12 protein-coding genes are annotated in these 17,446 nt (G+C 66.9%); 5 read left to right on the forward strand and 7 right to left on the reverse strand.

Annotation, left to right across the window (positions count from 1 at the left end; translation table 11 throughout):
• Positions 1-224 precede the first annotated feature (224 nt).
• The 3 genes from ACXJKH_RS03975 to ACXJKH_RS03985 form a co-directional block, all read right to left on the reverse strand.
• Positions 225-2,258, reverse strand: coding sequence for an XVIPCD domain-containing protein (locus ACXJKH_RS03975; protein WP_457318385.1), 2,034 nt, complete (start codon positions 2,256-2,258; stop codon positions 225-227).
• Between the two features lie 102 nt (positions 2,259-2,360).
• Positions 2,361-3,293: a hypothetical protein gene (locus ACXJKH_RS03980; protein ID WP_457318386.1), complete on the reverse strand. Its 933-nt coding sequence runs from the start codon at positions 3,291-3,293 to the stop codon at positions 2,361-2,363.
• A gap of 201 nt (positions 3,294-3,494) precedes the next feature.
• Complete coding sequence (locus tag ACXJKH_RS03985; RefSeq protein WP_256775283.1) at positions 3,495-4,133, reverse strand: response regulator transcription factor; 639 nt, start codon at positions 4,131-4,133, stop codon at positions 3,495-3,497.
• A 78-nt stretch (positions 4,134-4,211) separates the two neighbouring features.
• Between ACXJKH_RS03985 and ACXJKH_RS03990 the strand changes: the two genes are divergently transcribed.
• Entirely contained in the window at positions 4,212-7,790 is a 3,579-nt protein-coding gene (locus ACXJKH_RS03990) for an ATP-binding protein (RefSeq protein WP_457318387.1), read from the forward strand.
• A gap of 3 nt (positions 7,791-7,793) precedes the next feature.
• Here ACXJKH_RS03990 and ACXJKH_RS03995 read toward each other — a convergent pair whose 3' ends face one another.
• Together ACXJKH_RS03995 and ACXJKH_RS04000 are read right to left on the reverse strand one after the other, a co-directional pair.
• Complete coding sequence (locus ACXJKH_RS03995) at positions 7,794-8,171, reverse strand: c-type cytochrome (RefSeq protein ID WP_457318388.1); 378 nt, start codon at positions 8,169-8,171, stop codon at positions 7,794-7,796.
• Entirely contained in the window at positions 8,171-9,847 is a 1,677-nt protein-coding gene (locus ACXJKH_RS04000) for an electron transfer flavoprotein-ubiquinone oxidoreductase (RefSeq protein ID WP_457318389.1), read from the reverse strand. The genes ACXJKH_RS03995 and ACXJKH_RS04000 overlap by 1 nt, the downstream gene beginning before the upstream one ends.
• A 427-nt stretch (positions 9,848-10,274) precedes the next feature.
• On the opposite strand from ACXJKH_RS04000, the gene ACXJKH_RS04005 reads away from it, so the two are divergent.
• On the forward strand, positions 10,275-11,438 hold the full coding sequence (locus ACXJKH_RS04005; protein WP_457318390.1) for an acyl-CoA dehydrogenase family protein: 1,164 nt from the start codon (positions 10,275-10,277) through the stop codon (positions 11,436-11,438).
• A gap of 150 nt (positions 11,439-11,588) precedes the next feature.
• On the opposite strand, the gene trmL is transcribed toward ACXJKH_RS04005, so the two are convergent.
• Both trmL and ACXJKH_RS04015 read right to left on the reverse strand, forming a co-directional pair.
• Positions 11,589-12,065, reverse strand: a complete 477-nt coding sequence (gene trmL / locus ACXJKH_RS04010; RefSeq protein WP_256775278.1) for a tRNA (uridine(34)/cytosine(34)/5-carboxymethylaminomethyluridine(34)-2'-O)-methyltransferase TrmL — start codon at positions 12,063-12,065, stop codon at positions 11,589-11,591.
• A gap of 43 nt (positions 12,066-12,108) precedes the next feature.
• A complete protein-coding gene (locus ACXJKH_RS04015) occupies positions 12,109-12,576 on the reverse strand; it encodes an XAC0231 family protein (protein WP_457318391.1) in 468 nt (155 codons plus the stop codon).
• 403 nt (positions 12,577-12,979) lie between these two features.
• Between ACXJKH_RS04015 and ACXJKH_RS04020 the strand changes: the two genes are divergently transcribed.
• The 3 genes from ACXJKH_RS04020 to ACXJKH_RS04030 all read left to right on the forward strand — a co-directional run bounded on the left by ACXJKH_RS04020 (position 12,980) and on the right by ACXJKH_RS04030 (position 17,394).
• Positions 12,980-15,844: a M16 family metallopeptidase gene (locus ACXJKH_RS04020; RefSeq protein WP_457318392.1), complete on the forward strand. Its 2,865-nt coding sequence runs from the start codon at positions 12,980-12,982 to the stop codon at positions 15,842-15,844.
• 101 nt (positions 15,845-15,945) lie between these two features.
• Entirely contained in the window at positions 15,946-16,263 is a 318-nt protein-coding gene (locus tag ACXJKH_RS04025; protein WP_256775275.1) for a DUF4156 domain-containing protein, read from the forward strand.
• Positions 16,264-16,377: 114 nt separating this feature from the next.
• Complete coding sequence (locus ACXJKH_RS04030) at positions 16,378-17,394, forward strand: 3-oxoacyl-ACP synthase III (protein ID WP_038691210.1); 1,017 nt, start codon at positions 16,378-16,380, stop codon at positions 17,392-17,394.
• The last annotated feature ends 52 nt before the right edge of the window (positions 17,395-17,446 follow it).

A 17,446-nucleotide genomic window follows, 5' to 3' on the forward strand; every position in this document is an offset into this window, starting at 1 on the left:
CCCCATGCCCTTGGAGGCGAAATAAAGGAGGAGGCCGCTTGCGGCCGGGGGACATTCGCCGGAAAGGGYATGGGGCCCCAGCGCCCGATCCACCGACCGCCGCGCGAGAAAGTTGGCAGCGCGCTTCGTGCTTGCCACGCAGATGAGAGAACAAAAAAAAGAAGGCCGCGCGAGCGCGGCCTTCCGTGGGCTTCCTTCCCGGTGGGCGTCCTGCCCGATGAAACTCAGTGCCCCATCGCCTTCTGGGTCTGGCGCACCTGCTCCTGCTGGGCCTGCTGTGGCTCGTGCAGCGCGGCGCTGGTGGCGGCAAGCGACTGCGTTTCCGCCGCGCCCTTCTCCACGTGCGCACGCAACTGCACCGGATCGCCGGTGCCCCCTTGCACCGCGAACAGCAACTGCCCGTTGGTGCTGGGCACCACCGCATCGATGCGCTGCAGACCGGCCGCCTTGGCGTCCTGGGTCAGCGCGCCGGCGGCGTTGAGCAGCGACTGGCGGTCCTTGAAGGTCCCCGCCTCCAGACCTTCCATGCCCTTGACCGCCTGTTCGAACATCGGGTTGTTGGCATGCCGCGGATCGCTCAGCAGCGGCTTGTCGCGTGCTTCGCCGATCGCGCCCAGGGTCTTGGCCCCGACGATGCCGTCGACCCCCAGCCCGTTGTCGCGCTGGAACGCGCGCACCGCATCCTGGGTGTTGCGGCCGAACTTGCCGTCCTCGGTCAGCGGCTTGCCATCCCCGCCGACGTAGCCAAGCTTGTTGAGCTCCTCCTGCACATTGCGCACCGCATCGCCCTTGCTGCCGTCCTTGAGCAGCGCGCCATGGGCGGCGTCGGGCTGTGCGTTGCCGTGCTTGCCCGGCGCTTCATGCGTCGCCGCACCCTGCCCCTGCACGCGATCCTGCGTGTGGCTTTCCAGCAGGTGGCGGCCCTTGGACAGCGGATCGGAAGCATAGATCTTCCAGTTCGGGTGGCTCTCCACCTGCTTCAGGTACTCCTCCACCGGCATGGTGTGCACGCCCTTGCTGCCGGTGGACTGGCTGATCAACAGCTTGTCGGTGTTCGGGTCGCGCACCACCATCACGATGTGGTCGATGCYGTTCCAGTGTTCGTGCTTGGTCTTGGCTGTATCCAGCCCGATGACCATGCCTTCCTGCAGGGCACCGGGCTTGGCGATGCCGGCGCGGTCGAGCAGCACGCCCGATTCCTTGTAGGCGTTCTGCACGATGGTGCCCGAGCCGGCATACCCGAGCTTGATCTTGTCCGCGTCGGTGTAGACCTCATGGCCGGCCTTGCGGTTGATCTCGTCCTGGGTCTTGTTCTGCAGCGTGCCCACCCAGCCGGAACAGTCGATGTAGCCCTGATCCACGTTCTTGCCGGTGACGCCGTTGCCACGGTAATACTGGCTGGACGCAATATTGATCGCGTACTTGACGTCGTCGTACTGCACGCCGGCGTTGTAGGCCGCATCCAGCTTGATCCCGGGCTTGTCCTGGCCAGCAGCGGCGGCGACGGCGGTGGCACCCACGGCCGCTGCGCCAGCGACGGCCGCGGCGGCGCCGGCGGTCTGCGCCGGCGACGTGGCCGTCTGCGTCGGGGCAGACGGTGCCTGCTGCTGGGCCGGGCGCGCGTGGCCTTCGGTGAGCGGGGCGACGTGCTTTTCGGGGATGCTGATCGCATCGTACTTGCGGTCGTAGTACTGGGCGAAGCTGGCGGCCAGGTCGTGGTCGTTCATCTTGCGCATGTCGGCACGGCTGTGGCCGGTCAGCGCTTGGACGTCATCGCCGATCTGCGCCATGATCCGCGGCCGCATGTCGATCTGCTCGCCATGGCGGTCGCGCACCACGCCGAACGTGCCGGTGGCGATCGCGGTCTGGATCGAGCCGTAACCGGCCTCGCCCTGCTGGTGCGCCAAGTACAGGTCCAGCCCGGTCGGCTTGTCTTCGCCGGACAGGTACGGATGCCCGGTGCGGTCGTGCCGCTTCTGCATGTCCGTCAGGTTGCGCTGGAACATCTCCGCGGCCGCTTCGGTGTTACGGGTCGGATCGAACTCGTGACCTTTCAGGCCGTAACGTTCTGCGGTGGACGGCAGGAACTGGAACAGGCCCTTGGCGTGGGTGGTCTTGTTCTCGGCGCGCTCGTCGAAGCGGCCGCCGGTTTCGATGTGCGCAAACCGCAGGAAATCCTCGCTCGGGATGCCCTTGCGCTGTGCGACCTGCTCGATGATGTCGAGAACTTCCTTTTTACTGTAGTCACGCTGTGCCATGACGTCTTCCTCTGGGGTTGTTGGAGCGGCCTATGCCGCAGTACGCCAACCGGACTCATCCATGAGTCTTCAACATGTCGGTCAACAGGTCCTGCTTGCTGCTTACTTCTGTACGTATGCCTTGGCGGCCGGATCGTAGGCGTAGGTCGCCGTGTCCTGCGGGCCCATCGGACGCGTTGCATCCGGCCCGTCGAAGGTGGTGCCGGTGCGGGTGACGCGGATCGCGGGCAGATCGCTGCCGGCCACGGCGCTGAAGGCCAGTTCGCCATCGCTGCCGATGCACGGCATGGCCTGGCCTTCGTCGCAGGCGGCGGCGTTGTCTTCGCCGGTGGTGACCGAGCCCAGGTAGGCCCAGACGCGGTCGTCCTGTTTGTCCTGCGCGTAGTCCGGGTTGAACACCAGGATGCTGTAGCCATCAATGCTGGTGCCGGCCTCGAAGCTGCTGGTCGGTACCGCCAGCAGCAGCTTGCCACCGGCGGTGCGGTGTTCGACCGGCTTGCGCTTGCTGTCGATGGTGGGCGGGTTGCCGTAGGCGCCGACCTTGCCGATCGAGCGTTCCATGCCCTTGAACACCCAGGGCTTGTCGGCCTTGGTGCCGGTCAGGGTGAAGGTGGCTTCGGTCAGCGTTACCTGGGTCTCCGGGCCGGCCTCGTCTTCGCCCGGCTTGCCGTACTTGGCCACGGTGTTCCAGGCAAAGCCGGTGTAGTACCTGGTGCCGCCCAGTTCGAAGGCATGGCCGAACCAGAAGGTCGCGACCGCGCCATTGGCAACTTCATATGACGTCGCGCCATCGCCGTCGACCTGGTAGATGAAATACAGCACGCTGCCGGCATCGGGCGGCGTGGCGGTAGCGGCGGGAGTAAGGGTGCTCTGCATCGGGGCAACATCCTGTCGTGGCGCGGAGGCGCCCTGTGGTGACGCGGTCGAAGGCGAGGGGCTGCATGCGCTGGCGAGCAGCGCGACCAACAGGCCGACCAACGCCACGCGCACGCGCGGACGCACAAGGCTCGGACTGACGGCGGGAAGGAAGTTCATGCGCCTCTCCATGGATCTGCGGGCATCGGGCAGGAAGGCCGACGCGTAAGACGCCCCGGCCCATGACGGGGGAGCGTGGTAGATGAGCCGGCCGATTCCTTCGACCTCGCATTAGGAACTCATCCAGCGACATCATGGCATATCTGCCAACCCCGTCACAAGGGGAGGGGAATGCGTTGAGCTAAAAGTGTGACCGATTTATCAGATTTCGCCGTCGCGCAGGTAGTCAAACAGCTCGGCATCGCCCTTCAGGCCCAGCTTCAGCATGGCATCGCCCTTTTGACGGCTGATCGTGCTGACGCTCTTGTGCAGCTGCAGGGCGATCTCTTTCACGGTCAGTCCGCTGCCGAGCAGGCGCAGCACTTCGACCTCGCGGGGCGAAAGCGGTTTGGTGCTGATCTCATCGACGTTGTGCGTGCCGATCGCGTCAATGCGCTCCTTCAGCGTGCGGCTCACGTAGGGCAAGCCGCGCTGCACGGTCTGGATGGCCAGCGGCAGTTCTTCCATCGAGGAGGTCTTGTCGACCAGACCGAGCACGCCGATGGAGACCACCATGCGCAGGATCGCCAGGTTGTTGGAGACGCTCAACATCAGCACCGGCAGGTCCGGGAAACGACGGCGGATCATGCCGATCATGGCAAAGCCGTCGGCCTGTTGGCTGCCCGGCATGGAGTAGTCGGTCACCAGCACATCGCAGGGCTGGGTGGTCAATGCGGTGAGCAGTTCGTCGGCGCTGCTGGCCTCGGCCACCACCACACCCACGCCGCTGGCTTCGATCACCGCTTTGGTGCCGATACGGACCACCGGGTGATCGTCAGCGATGATGATGCGCAGGGTCATGGACTAGTATGGTCGCCTAGGCGGACGCCGCTCGGGCCGTGCCGTGGTGGAAACATCATTCTACGGAGATAAGACCGCATGCGTACTCCGGTTGCCCGCTGGCTGTTGCTGCTGGTCCTTGCCCTCGTGCCGATGCTGGCGGTGGGGGCGGACGCGCCGGCCGCGCCGGCGTCGCTATCATCCCGCCAGAGTGAATGGCTTGGTCGGCACCCTACCATCATCCTGGGCATTTACGACAGCGGCTGGCCGCCGTTCGAATCGATGCACGATGGACGTCCGCAGGGCTTGGGTTACGACTACCTGAGCCTGCTCGCGCGGCGCCTCGGGGTACGGGTGGACGTGCGCAGGTACGGCAGCTGGGCCGAGGTGCTCGATGCCGCCTGTCGAGGCGAAATCGATGTGGTGATGAACATCACCCTGAGCGCCGACCGCACCCGATGCGTGGTTTACACCCGTGCCTACATGGATGCGCCGCTGGCCGTGGTCGGGCGCCCCGATGACACCCGCACCTCCACCGACCCGGACCTGCATGGGCTGCGCGTGGTGACCGAGCGCGACTTCGTCACCAGCGACCAGGTGCGCGCGCGCTTTCCGGCCGCGTTGCAGGTCACCGCCGCCGATACGTTGACCGCGTTGAACATGGTCGGCCGCAACGAAGCCGACGTATACATCGGCAACGCGTACGTGGCCAACATGCTGATCGACCAGCACGCGATGCGCCAGGTCACCCTGCTGCGGCCCAGCGACCTGCCACCGGAGCGTCTGCACTTCGGCGTTCCCAATGCCAAGCAGCCGCTGGCCGAAGCACTGGATGGCGCGCTCAGCGAAGTCACCCGCGGCGAACACGACGCACTGGCCCAACGCTGGCTGCATCCGCTGCAGTGGTCCACCCGGTCGCGGCTGATCCTGGGCAATGCCGAGAAGCAGGTGCTGGCCACGCCGCTGCGGATGGCGTTCGCGCCCAACGCCGCGCCGCTGGCCTTCATCGATGCCGCCGGACAGCCCAGCGGCGTGGCGGGCGACTACCTGCGCCAACTGCGCATGGTCGGCGCGCACCTGGCGCAGGTACCGGCGCACGACTGGTTCGAGGTGCGCGAGCAGCTGCGCAAGGGCGAGGTCGACGTGATCATGGGCATTCCCAATGATTCGGCCTACCTCGGGCCGGACTGGGTGTTCAGCCAGCCCTTCATCACCGTGCCCAACGTGATCGTGGTGCGCGCCGACAGCCCCTCGGTACTGGCCCTGGCCGATCTGGACGGGCGCAGCATCCTCTTGTCCGATCCCGAGCGCCTGCGCGGCTACGTGCTGCAGCACGCGCCGAATGCGCGCATCGTGCCCGCGCGCAGTGCCGAGCAGGCCTTGGCGCGGCTGGCCCACGGGGACGCCGACGCCTACATCGGCAATCTGGCCACCACCGATCGCATCGTGCGGGAGAAATACCCCGCGCAGTTGCATGTGACCGCGCCGGCTGGCTTCTCCGACCGCCTTTCGCTGGCGGTCAAGCGCCAGTACGCGCCGCTGGCGACCACCTTCGACCGCGTGCTGGTCAACCTCAGCCCGCGCGAGCATGAAGCCATTCGCGGTGACTGGCTGTCGGCCGAGTACCACAGCGAGGTGGACTGGCGTTCGATCGCGCGCTGGGCGGTGCCGCTGGCGCTGGTGCTGCTGACCGCCATCCTGGTGCACGGCTGGGGCTACTGGCGGCTGCGCCGTGAGGTCGGCATGCGCCGGCGCCTGGAGCAGCGCCTTGCCGGGGTGACCGACAACCTGCCGGCCACCGTGTATCAGGCGCGGCGCGACAGCCGTGGCGAGTTCTCCTTCCCGTACATCGCCGGCGACCTGGAAGCGCTGTTCGGCTTGAGCGTGGCCGATGCGATGGCGGACGAGAAGCGGCTGATGGCCTGCATCGATGCGCAGGATCGCGAGCGTGTCCGCCAGGCGCTGGACCACGCCGCACGCGATTTCGCCGCGCTGGACATCGAGTTCCGCACCAGCCCACACGGCAGCCTTCGTTGGGTGCGCTCGCGCGCGCTGCCCTACGCGGTCGATGCCGGTGAAATCCTGTGGAGCGGGTACTGGGTGGATGTCACGGAGGCACGTGCACAGGCCGATGCGCTGGCTGCCGCCAAGGCTGCGGCCGAGCACGCGACCGCGGCCAAGTCCGATTTCCTGGCCACGATGAGCCATGAGATCCGCACGCCCATGAGCGGAGTGCTGGGCATGCTTGAAGTGCTGGCCCATACCCCGCTCGATGGCGAACAGCGGCGCATCATCGCGGTGATCGAGGACTCGGCGCAGATGCTCCGGCACATCCTTGACGACATCCTGGACTACTCGCGGATCGAAGCCGGCGCGCTGCGCCTGGAACTGCAGCCGCTGGCGCTGCGCGGCCTGCTCGACAACGTGCAGCAGCTGCTGTCGCCGCAGGCCGCGGCCAAAGGGCTGACACTGCAGCTGCAGGTCGATGTGGCGGTGGCGCCGATGCACCTGGGCGATGGCATGCGCCTGCGCCAGATCGCGTTCAACCTGCTCAGCAATGCCATCAAGTTCACCGAGCAGGGCGGCGTTGCCATCGCGCTGGGCGTGACCGACGAGGAGGATGGCGCGCAGCGGCTGCGTCTGGCGGTGACCGACACCGGTATCGGCATCTCACCGGGGCAGCGCGAGCGCCTGTTCAAGCCCTTCGCCCAGGCCGATATCGCCACCACCCGCCAGTACGGTGGCACCGGGCTGGGCTTGAGCATCTGCCAGCGGCTGGTCGCCTTGATGGGCGGCAGCCTGGAACTGCACAGCGTGCCCGGGGAGGGTACTGAAGTGGTGGTGCACCTGCTGTTGCCGCGGGTGCCGGCGATGGAGTCCGATGCGGCCCCGGCACGCGACGGCGAGCCGTTGGGTGCGTTGCCGGAGACGCTGCGGCAGTACCGCGTGCTGGTGGTGGAGGACCATCCCACCAACCAGGCGCTGATGCGCTGGCGGCTGCAGCAACTCGGCCTTGCCTACGCGCTTGCCGCGCAGGGGCAGGACGCGCTGGCGCTGCTGGAGCAGGAACACTTCGACCTGGTGATCACCGATTGCCGGATGCCGGTGCTGGACGGCTACGCCATGACCCGGCGCCTGCGCGAACGCGAACTGGAGCGCGGCCTGCCGCGGATGCCGGTGATCGCATTGACTGCCAGCGCGCTCGCCGAAGACCTGCAACGCTGCCGCGAGGCCGGCATGGACGATCTGCTGGCCAAGCCTGTCGCGCTGGCCACCTTGCGCCAGGTGCTGCTGCGCTGGCTGCCCGGCCACGAGGAAACGCCGGTGGCCGTCCCGCAGGCGACACCGTCGGGCGCGATGCCGACGCGCACGGCGATCGTGCAGCGCTTCGGTTCCGAGCATGTGGCCGGCGTGATGATCGAGAGCATGCGCAGCACCACCGAAGAGGACCTGCGCCGCGCCCAGGCGGCTCGCGCGCAGGGTGACAGTGACACGGTGGCAGAGGTGCTGCACCGCATTGTCGGCGGGCTGGGCACCCTCGGTGCCGGTGTGCTGGTGGAACAGGCGCGTTCGCTGATGCAGCAGGTCGGCGTGCACGGCGTGGATGCCTGCGGCGAGGAACTGGAGCGCTTCGATGCCGCCCTGCGCACTTACCTGGCGTCGCTGCAACAGGACTGACGGTCAGCGTGCCTGCTGCAGGTACTCGATGACCTGACGCCGCCGTTCCGCATCGGCGGTGGCATTGACCATCCGCGACCCCGGCACAACGGCGGCCGGCGCGCGCAGGAAGGTATCCAGGGTGTCCGTGCTCCAGGTGATGTCGGCCTGGCGCATTGCAGTGGAATAGGGATAGTCGGCCAGGCTGCCGGCGCGACGCCCGACCACCCCGTGCAGGTTGGGACCGAAACGATGCACGCCACCCGGGGTGACGGTGTGGCATCCGGCACAGATCGCGAACGCGCGCTGCAGCTGCTGTTGATGCACCTGCTCGGGCGTCTGCGCAGTGCGCGTGCACGCACACAGGCACAGCGCGACCCCGAGCAGGCAGGCGTGTCGCATCACATGCCCGTGTAGTTCGGGCCGCCACCGCCCTGCGGGGTCACCCAGACGATGTTCTGGGTGGGGTCCTTGATGTCGCAGGTCTTGCAGTGCACGCAGTTCTGCGCATTGATCTGCAGCTGCTCCTGGCCCTGCGCACCGACGAATTCGTACACCCCGGCCGGGCAGTAGCGCGCTTCCGGGCCGGCATACTCGGCCAGGTTGATCCGCACCGGCACGCTGGCGTCCTTGAGCGTGAGGTGACTGGGCTGGTCTTCGGCATGGTTGGTGCTGCTCAGGAACACCGAGCTGAGCTTGTCGAAGGTGAGCACGCCATCGGGCTTGGGATAGACGATCCTGGCGTGCTTGTCGGCCGCCTCCAGACAGGCGTGGTCCGGGGTGYTGTGGCGCAGCGTCCACGGCGGGTTGCGGATGCCGAGCTTGGGCAGCAGCCACTGCTCGATGCCGGTCATCAGCGTGGCCACGGTCTGGCCCTTCTTGAACCACTGCTTGAAGTTCTTGGACTGCTTGAGCTCCTCATGTAGCCAGCTGGTCTCGAACGCGGCCGGGTAGGCGCTGAGTTCGTCGTGCTGACGATCGGCGGCGAGCGCATCGAACGCTGCATCGGCGGCCAGCATGCCGGTCTTGATCGCCGCATGGCTGCCCTTGATCCGGCTGACGTTGAGGAAGCCGGCCTCGCAGCCGACCAGCGCGCCACCGGGAAACACCGTCTTGGGCAGCGACATCAGGCCGCCGGCGGTGATCGCGCGCGCGCCGTAACCAATGCGCTTGCCGCCTTCCAGGTGCTTGCGGATGGACGGGTGGGTCTTGAAACGCTGGAATTCTTCGAACGGGCTCAGCCACGGGTTCTTGTAATCCAGGCCGACCACGTAGCCGATCGACACCTTGCCGCCGTCGGCGTGGTACAGGAACGCGCCGCCATAGGTGGCGTTGTCCAGCGGCCAGCCGGCGGCATGCACCACCAGGCCCGGCTCATGCTTGGCCGGATCGATCTGCCACAGTTCCTTGATGCCGATACCGTAGGCCTGCGGGTCCTTGCCGGCATCCAACTGGTAGCGCGCGATCAACTGGCGGCCAAGGTGGCCGCGCGAGCCTTCGGCAAAGATCGTGTACCTGGCATGCAGTTCCATGCCGCGTTCGAAATTGGGGCCGGGGGTGCCGTTCTTTTCGATGCCCATGTCGCCGGTGGCCACGCCCATCACCGCGCCTTCGGCGGTGTAGAGGACTTCGGCGGCGGGGAACCCGGGGAAGATCGACACTTCCAGCGCTTCGGCCTGCTGCGCCAGCCAGCGGGTCACCTCGCCCAGGCTGACAATGTAATTGCCGTCGTTGTGGAAGCACTCCGGCAGCAGCGCATGCGGGGTGCCGCGCGCGCCGGTTTCGCTGAGGAACAGGAACTCGTCACGGGTGACTTTCTGCTTCAGCGGCGCGCCGCGCTCGGCCCAGTCCGGGAAGAGCTCGGTCAGCGCGCGCGGGTCCATGATCGCGCCGGACAGGATGTGCGCACCCGGCTCGGAACCTTTCTCCAGGATGCACACGGACAACTCGCGGCCGGCCTCGATCGCGCGCTGGCGCAGGCGGATCGCGGTGGCCAGGCCGGCGGGGCCGGCGCCGACGATCACCACGTCAAATTCCATGGCTTCACGCGGGGGCAGGACGGGGGTCTCTTCGCTCATGGGGGTGCGTAACTCTTGGGTAGTGCCGTCGGCCAAAGCCGCTGGCGGTTGCCTGGGAATCGCGCGCGCGGCAGACGGCGCAACTACTGGATCAGGTGTGCAGGGTAGCCGGACGCGGCGTTTCCGCCTAGATCGCCGACGTTGACGCCACGTGAGTGCGTGCTTCACGCATGCCGATGGTGCGGCGCACCAATGCCGATGCGCCCGCAATCTTGAGTGGGGGTAGCGCCACGTGTCGTCCGCTGCGCACGGCGCTCATGGCGCCTGCCAGCCAGCCAGCCACGCACGGCGTGGCTCTACCTGGGTGGGCCGCCGGCAGCACCTGCGGTCGCGTCATTGCCGCGGCCGTGCTGCGGCGTGCCTTGGCCGGATGCGGTGCAGCGACCACAATGGCCCCCTGTTTGATCGCCTTCATGCCCGGGTAGCCATGTCACTGAATCCGTACGACCTGTTTGATGTCCGCGCCCTGCTCACCGATGAGGAGCGTGCCGTGCAGGACACGGTGGCGCGCTTCACCGACGCGCGCGTGCTGCCGATCATCGGCGACGCGTTCGACCAGGGCCGCTTTCCGGACGAGTTGATCCCGGAAATCGCCGCGCTCGGTCTGCTCGGCTCCAGCCTGCCCGAGCAGTACGGCGGTGGCGGGCTCAACGCGGTCAGCTACGGCCTGATCTGCCAGGAGCTGGAGCGCGGCGATTCTGGCCTGCGCAGCTTCGTCTCGGTGCAGAGTTCGCTGTGCATGTACCCGATCTTCGCCTACGGCAGCGAGGAACAGCGCACGCGCTGGCTGCCGGACATGGCCGCCGGCAAGGTGATCGGCTGCTTCGGCCTGACCGAGGCGCATGGCGGTTCGGATCCGGCGGCGATGAAGACCCGTGCGGTACGCGATGGCGGCGACTGGGTGGTCAACGGCAGCAAGATGTGGATCACCAGCGGCCCGGTGGCCGACATCGCCATCGTCTGGGCGCATACCGAAGACGGCATCCAGGGTTTCGTGCTGGAGAAGGGCATGGCCGGTTTCACTACCCAGGAAATCAAGCACAAGATGAGCCTGCGTGCCTCGCTGACCGGTGCGCTGTTCTTCGACAACGTACGCGTGCCAGAGCGCAACCGCCTGCCCAACGTGCAGGGCCTGAAGGGCCCGTTGGGCTGCTTGAACCAAGCCCGATACGGCATCAGCTGGGGCCCGATCGGGGCCGCGGTGGCGTGCCTGGACGAGGCGCTGAACTACACCAAGCAACGGGTGCTGTTCGGGCGCCCGGTGGCGGCCACACAGAGCGCGCAGATCAAGCTGGCCGACATGGCCCGGCGGATCACCACGGCGCAGTTGCTGGCGCTGCAGCTGGGGCGGTTGAAGGATGCCGGGCAGCTGCATCCGCAGCAGGTCAGTCTGGCCAAGTGGAACAACTGCCGCATGGCGATAGACATCGCGCGCGAATGCCGCGACCTGCTCGGCGGCGCGGGCATCACCACCGAACACATGGCGATTCGGCACGCGCTGAACCTGGAATCGGTGATCACCTATGAGGGCACCGAGACCGTGCACCAGCTGGTGATCGGGCGCGAGCTGACGGGCATCAACGCGTTTTAAGGGTGTCGGCTTAAGGGTGTCGGCGGTGTCGGGAGCCGGCCAGCGGCCGGCACTACCGTTGAACGGGCCACTTGAGCAACGGTCAGGTGCTACGCGGCCGGCAGGTGCCTGTGTCACCGGTAGGTGCCGACCGTTGGTCGGCACGGCGTGCTATTCCCCGCCGGCGAACCCGTTCTGGCGCCATGCCTCGTACATCACCACGGCGACCGTGTTGGACAGATTGAGGCTGCGGTTGTCCGGCTGCATCGGCAGGCGCAGGCGCCGACCATCGGGGAGTGCGTCAAGCAGGTCCTGTGGCAGGCCGCGGGTTTCCGGGCCGAACAGGAAGGCATCGCCGTCTTCGAACTGCTGGGTGTCGTAACGCACGCTGCCGCGGGTACTGAGGGCGAACAGTCGCCGGGGTGCGATGGTCTGCAGGGCGGTAGCCAGGTCTGGATGCACCTGCAGTCGAGCGTATTCGTGATAGTCCAGGCCGGCGCGTTTGAGCTGCTTGTCGCTCAGGTCGAAACCGAGCGGCTCGATCAAATGCAGCCGCGCGCCGGTGTTGGCGCAGAGGCGGATCACATTGCCGGTGTTCGGCGGGATTTCGGGTTGGAACAGGATGACGTGGAACGTGGGCGCGGTCATCGCCGCAGTTTACGCGGCTGCTGCGCGTTACCGCAGCAACCGGTTACGGACGGACCAGCACCTGGACAGCGGTTTCCAGCGCCAGGGCCTGCAGATCGGCGGCCGACGGACGCACCTGCAGGGCCGGCAGGTTGACGATCACGTCGCGGGCGACGGCGGTGGCGGCGGCGGTCAGGGTGGCGACGTAATCGCGATCGTTGACCTGTTCGGCAGCCAGGGCCTGGCGCTGTTCGGCGGTCGGGCGCACTTCCACCGAGGCCAGCGTGGTGACGCGGCGGCTGCCGGCCAGTTCGGCGCGGTAGTCGGCAATCAGGCCAGCGGTCGGGCGGACTTCCACCAGGGCCAGGGTCGGGATGGCGCTGCTGCGCTCGACCTCGGCCTGGGCAATCTGGTCGGCCGACGGGCGGACCTGCAGGGTATCCAGGGTGGTGATGGCGGCGGCCTGCACGTTCGAAGCAAACGCGGAACCGGCGGCGAGGGCGATGGCGATGGCGAGGATCTTGGTGTTCATGGCGGGCCTGTTTAGTGTTGGTGGGCAGTGGTGTGGTAGTAAGGTAGTACACCGGTTCGGGGCTTGCAAGAACAATCTGCACTTTCTTTATTTTGTTCAGCGCGGAGTCAGTTTTGTTCTGTTCTTCGCGTTGCCCCACCCAGTACCAAGCAGGCGCCGTGCCAACTTTTAGTGGTTGATTTAAAAGGGTTTTGTGTTTGATTCAGGGTGTCCGCTGTCCGGACACCTGTCCGCGCCGGGCGCGCCTTGGTCCGCGGCCTGGTGCTCAGCAATGAGTGAGCAGGCCTATCAAAGGCGCCCAGGGGCAGGAAGTTCCCCGATACCGGCAATGACTGTTGGCGGATGCCGCGGGTGCCCGCCACGCGCTAGCATCGGTCTTCACTTTCATGACCAAGGAAACGGAATGACCGTCCAACTCCGCCCGCGTGCCGCGCTGCTGGCTGTAGCGCTCTCCGCCGCCCTGGGCAGCTTCGTGCCGGCGCCTGTGCTGGCCAAGCCCGCCACGCCGGCCAAGGTGGACATTCCGTTCGAGCAGTTCACCCTTCCCAACGGCCTGCGCGTGGTGGTGCACACCGACCGCAAGGCCCCGATCGTGGCGGTGAACATCTGGTACCACGTGGGCAGCAAGGACGAACCGGCGGGGCGCACCGGCTTCGCGCACCTGTTCGAACACCTGATGTTCCAGGGCAGCGAAAACCACAACGGCGAGTACTTCGAGCCCTTCAAGCAGGTCGGTGTGACCGGCCAGAACGGCACCACCAACACCGACCGCACCAATTACTTCGAGAACGTGCCGACCACCGCGCTGGACATGGCGTTGTGGATGGAGTCAGACCGCATGGGCCATCTGCTGGGTGCGATCGATCAGGCCGCGCTCGACGAACAGCGCGGCGTGGTCCAGAACGAAAAGCGCCAGGGCGAAAACCAGCCTTACGGGCAGGTCTGGGAAAAGCTGACCCGCGCGATGTATCCGGAAGGCCACCCGTACCACCACAGCGTGATCGGGTCGATGAACGACCTCAACGCGGCGTCGCTGGATGACGTCAAGACCTGGTTCCGCACTTGGTACGGCCCCAACAACGCGGTGCTGGTGCTGGCCGGCGACATCGACTTGGCCACCGCCAAGGAAAAGGTCGCCAGGTACTTCGGCGACATCCCGGCCGGTCCGAGCATGGCCCAGCCGAAGGTGGACGTGGCCAAGCGCGAGAAGAGCACGCGTGAAGTGATGACCGACAAGGTGCCGCAGGCGCGCATCTACCGCGCCTGGAACGTGGCCCAGGTCGGCACCACCGACCTGGACCAGCTGCAGCTGTTCGCCCAGGTGCTCGGCGGTGCCAAGTCCTCGCGTCTGGACCAGCGCCTGCTGCACCAGGACAAGCTGGTGGACAACATCAGCGCCGGCGCCTACAGCTCGCAGCTGGGGTCCAACTTCGTGGTGATGGCCACCGTGAAGCAGGGCGTGGACCCGGCCAAGGTCGAAGCGATCATCGACGAGGAAATCAAGCGCCTGGTCAAGGATGGCCCGAGCGCCGATGAACTGAGCCGTGGCAAGACCGCCTTCCGGGCCGGCTTCATCCGTGGCATCGAGCGTATCGGCGGCTTTGGCGGCAAGGCCGATGCGCTGGCCGAATGCACCGTGTTCGAAGGCGATCCGGGTTGCTTCCGCCGGTCGCTGGCGACCATCGATGCGGCCAGCGCCGACGACGTGCGCAGCGCCGGTGCCAAGTGGCTGGGCGTGGGCGACCACACGGTGGTGGTGGAGCCGGGCGCGCGCGTGGCGCTGGCCGAATTGCCGTCCGAATCGCCCAAGCCGTTCACCGTACCGGCCGTGGATCCCAAGTTCACCACCCTGCCCAAGCAGGTCGACCGCAGCACCGGCGTACCGCAGACCAAGACCTTCCCGGAGCTGAAATTCCCGCAGCTGCACCGCGCCACGCTCAAGAACGGCACCCAGGTGATCCTGGCCGAACGCCACGACATTCCGGTGGTGCAGTTCAGCTATGAATTCCCCGGTGGCTTCACCGCCGACCAGGGCCGCAAGCAGGGCACCGCCAACTTCACCATGGACCTGATGGGCGAAGGCGCCGGCAAGCTCGGCGCACTGCCGTTCGCCAACGCCGCCGATGCCCTCGGCGCCAGCCTGGGTGCGTCGGCATCGCTGGACAGCGCCAGCGTCTACCTGTCGGCCTTGAAGGAAAACCTGGCCCCGTCGCTGGCCCTGTATGCGGACATGCTGCGCCAGCCGCGCTTCGAGCAGGGCGAGATCGACCGGGTCAAGGCGACCTGGATCGCCGGCATCCAGCAGGAGAAGGTCAACCCCAGCGCGGCGGCGATGCGCGTGATGCCGACCCTGTTGTACGGCGCCGGTCATCCGTACGCGATTCCGTTCACGGGCAGTGGCAATGAAGCCGACATCCAGTCGCTGACCCGCCAGGACCTGGTCGATTTCCACCGTGACGCGCTGCGTCCCGAGCAGGGCACGCTGATCGTGGTCGGCGACACCACCCTGAAGGAAATCGTGCCGCTGCTGGAGCGTCAGTTCGGTGACTGGAAGGGCCAGGGCACTGCCCCGCCGGTCAAGGCGCCGGTCGACGTGGCCCGCCCRACCCACGCCCGCGTGTACCTGATCGACCAGCCCGGCGCCGTCCAGGCCAACCTGTTCGCCAGCCAGGTGGTCCCGTCGGCGATGGATCCGGGCAGCACCCGCTTCGACATCGCCAACGGCGTGCTCGGCGGCGACTTCACGTCGCGCCTGAACATGAACCTGCGTGAGGAGAAACACTGGTCCTACGGTGCCGGCAGCAGTGCCAGCAACACCCTGGGCCAGCGCCCTTGGGGTGCCCGTGCGCCGGTGCAGATCGACAAGACCGCCGAGTCGATGCGGGAAATGCAGAAGGAGATCCGCGACTTCGCCAGTGGCGCCAAGCCGGCCACTGCCGCCGAAGTGGCGCGCATCCGCAACATCCAGACGCTGAGCCTGCCCGGCGCGTATGAAACCGCCAGTGCGGTGCTGGGCACCATCAGCGGCATCGTGCGTTACCAGCGTCCGGACGACTATGTGTTCAAGCGCAAGGCCGAGATCGAGGCCATGACCCCGGCGCAGGTGCAGCAGGCGGCGGCCACGCTGGACCCGAACACCCTCACCTGGGTGGTGGTCGGTGACCTGAAGCAGACCGAGAAGGAGGTCCGCGCGCTGAACCTGGGCGAGGTCCACGTGATCGATGCAGATGGCAAGGTAGTGCCGGCCGCTGGCCGGCAACCTCGCTGACCTGCCGAAGCAGGGGGCCGGGCTTCGGCCCGGCACCCCATCACCCCCGATTCAGCCGTTTCCCGCACACTCCTTTCTCGTCGCCCAGCCAGGTCTCCCACATGCGCGTTCTTCTGCTTTCCCTGCTCACCCTCAGCGCCACCGCCTGCACGTGGGTGCCGATCGAACCGGTAGGCAAGACCGTGCGCGTGCTGCCTCCCGGCCAGGTGCCGAGCGGCTGCCAGAGCAAGGGCGAGGTGGTGGTGACGGTCAAGAGCAAGGTGGCCTTCTACAACCGCAACCCCCTGCGCGTGCAGGAAGAACTGGAAACCCTGGCACGCAATGAAGCCCCCAGCGCCGGGGCCAATGCCGTCCAGGCCAGTGGCCAGCCGGCCGATGGCAGCCAGCGTTTCCTGGCCTTCCAGTGCCCGCCTCGCTGAACCCTTCAGCGCCCGGCCGCGCACCATACGCCCAAGCGTGAATTCGTAAAGGTGCGGTGAAGGCAAGGCCGGCTTACAATAGCGCCCCCTTTGCCTGAGCCTTGGCGCTAACTGATGCTCTTCAAGAATGTCTCTATCGCCGGCCTGGCGCACATCGACGCGCCGCACACGCTGACGTCCAAGGAAATCAACGAACGTCTGCAGCCGACGCTGGATCGTCTGGGCATCCGTACCGACGTGCTCGGCGATATCGCCGGCATCCACGCCCGTCGTCTGTGGGATGCGGACATGCTCGCCTCCGATGCGGCGACCCTGGCCGCCCGCAAGGCGCTGGAAGATGCCGGGATCGGCGCCGACAAGATCGGCCTGCTGGTCAACACCTCGGTCAGCCGCGACTATCTGGAGCCGTCCACCGCCAGCATCGTCTCGGGCAACCTGGGCGTGGGCGATGAGTGCATGACCTTCGACGTCGCCAACGCCTGCCTGGCCTTCATCAATGGCATGGACATCGCTGCGCGCATGCTTGAGCGCGGTGAGATCGACTACGCGCTGATCGTCGATGGCGAAACCGCCAACCTGGTCTACGAGAAGACCCTCGAGCGCATGGCCCTGCCGGGCGTGACCGCCGATGACTTCCGCAACGAGATGGCCGCGCTGACCCTGGGCTGCGGTGCCGCCGCCATGGTGATGGCACGGACCGAACTGGTGCCCGACGCGCCGCGTTACCGCGGTGGCGTGACCCGTTCGGCCACCGAGTGGAACCAGCTGTGCCGCGGCAACCTGGACCGCATGGTCACCGACACCCGCATGCTGCTGATCGAGGGCATCAAGCTGGCCCAGAAGACCTTCGTGGCTGCACGCGAAGCGCTGGGCTGGGCGGTGGACGAACTGGACCAGTTCGTCATCCACCAGGTGAGCCAGCCGCACACCGCCGCGTTCATCAAGAACTTCGGCATCGACCCGAAGAAGGTCATGACCATCTTCGGCGAGCACGGCAACATCGGTCCGGCCTCGGTGCCGATCGTGCTGAGCAAGCTCAAGGAACTGGGCCGGCTGAAGAAGGGCGATCGCATCGCGCTGCTCGGTATCGGCTCGGGCCTGAACTGCTCGATGGCCGAAGTGGTCTGGTAACAAGACCGCTACGTTGAATCCAAGGGCCGGTACTACCGGCCCTTTTTACAGG

The sequence above is a fragment of the Stenotrophomonas sp. P5_B8 genome, assembly GCF_054049855.1.

Excerpts from the sequence above, each read along its gene's own strand:
- ACXJKH_RS03980 (WP_457318386.1), bottom strand. The coding sequence starts at position 3,293 with ATGAACTTCCTTCCCGCCGTCAGTCCGAGCCTTGTGCGTCCGCGCGTG.
- ACXJKH_RS03985 (WP_256775283.1), bottom strand. The coding sequence starts at position 4,133 with ATGACCCTGCGCATCATCATCGCTGACGATCACCCGGTGGTCCGTATC.
- ACXJKH_RS03990 (WP_457318387.1), top strand. The coding sequence starts at position 4,212 with ATGCGTACTCCGGTTGCCCGCTGGCTGTTGCTGCTGGTCCTTGCCCTC.
- ACXJKH_RS03995 (WP_457318388.1), bottom strand. The coding sequence starts at position 8,171 with ATGCGACACGCCTGCCTGCTCGGGGTCGCGCTGTGCCTGTGTGCGTGC.
- ACXJKH_RS04005 (WP_457318390.1), top strand. The coding sequence starts at position 10,275 with ATGTCACTGAATCCGTACGACCTGTTTGATGTCCGCGCCCTGCTCACC.
- trmL (WP_256775278.1), bottom strand. The coding sequence starts at position 12,065 with ATGACCGCGCCCACGTTCCACGTCATCCTGTTCCAACCCGAAATCCCG.
- ACXJKH_RS04015 (WP_457318391.1), bottom strand. The coding sequence starts at position 12,576 with ATGAACACCAAGATCCTCGCCATCGCCATCGCCCTCGCCGCCGGTTCC.
- ACXJKH_RS04025 (WP_256775275.1), top strand. The coding sequence starts at position 15,946 with ATGCGCGTTCTTCTGCTTTCCCTGCTCACCCTCAGCGCCACCGCCTGC.
- ACXJKH_RS04030 (WP_038691210.1), top strand. The coding sequence starts at position 16,378 with ATGCTCTTCAAGAATGTCTCTATCGCCGGCCTGGCGCACATCGACGCG.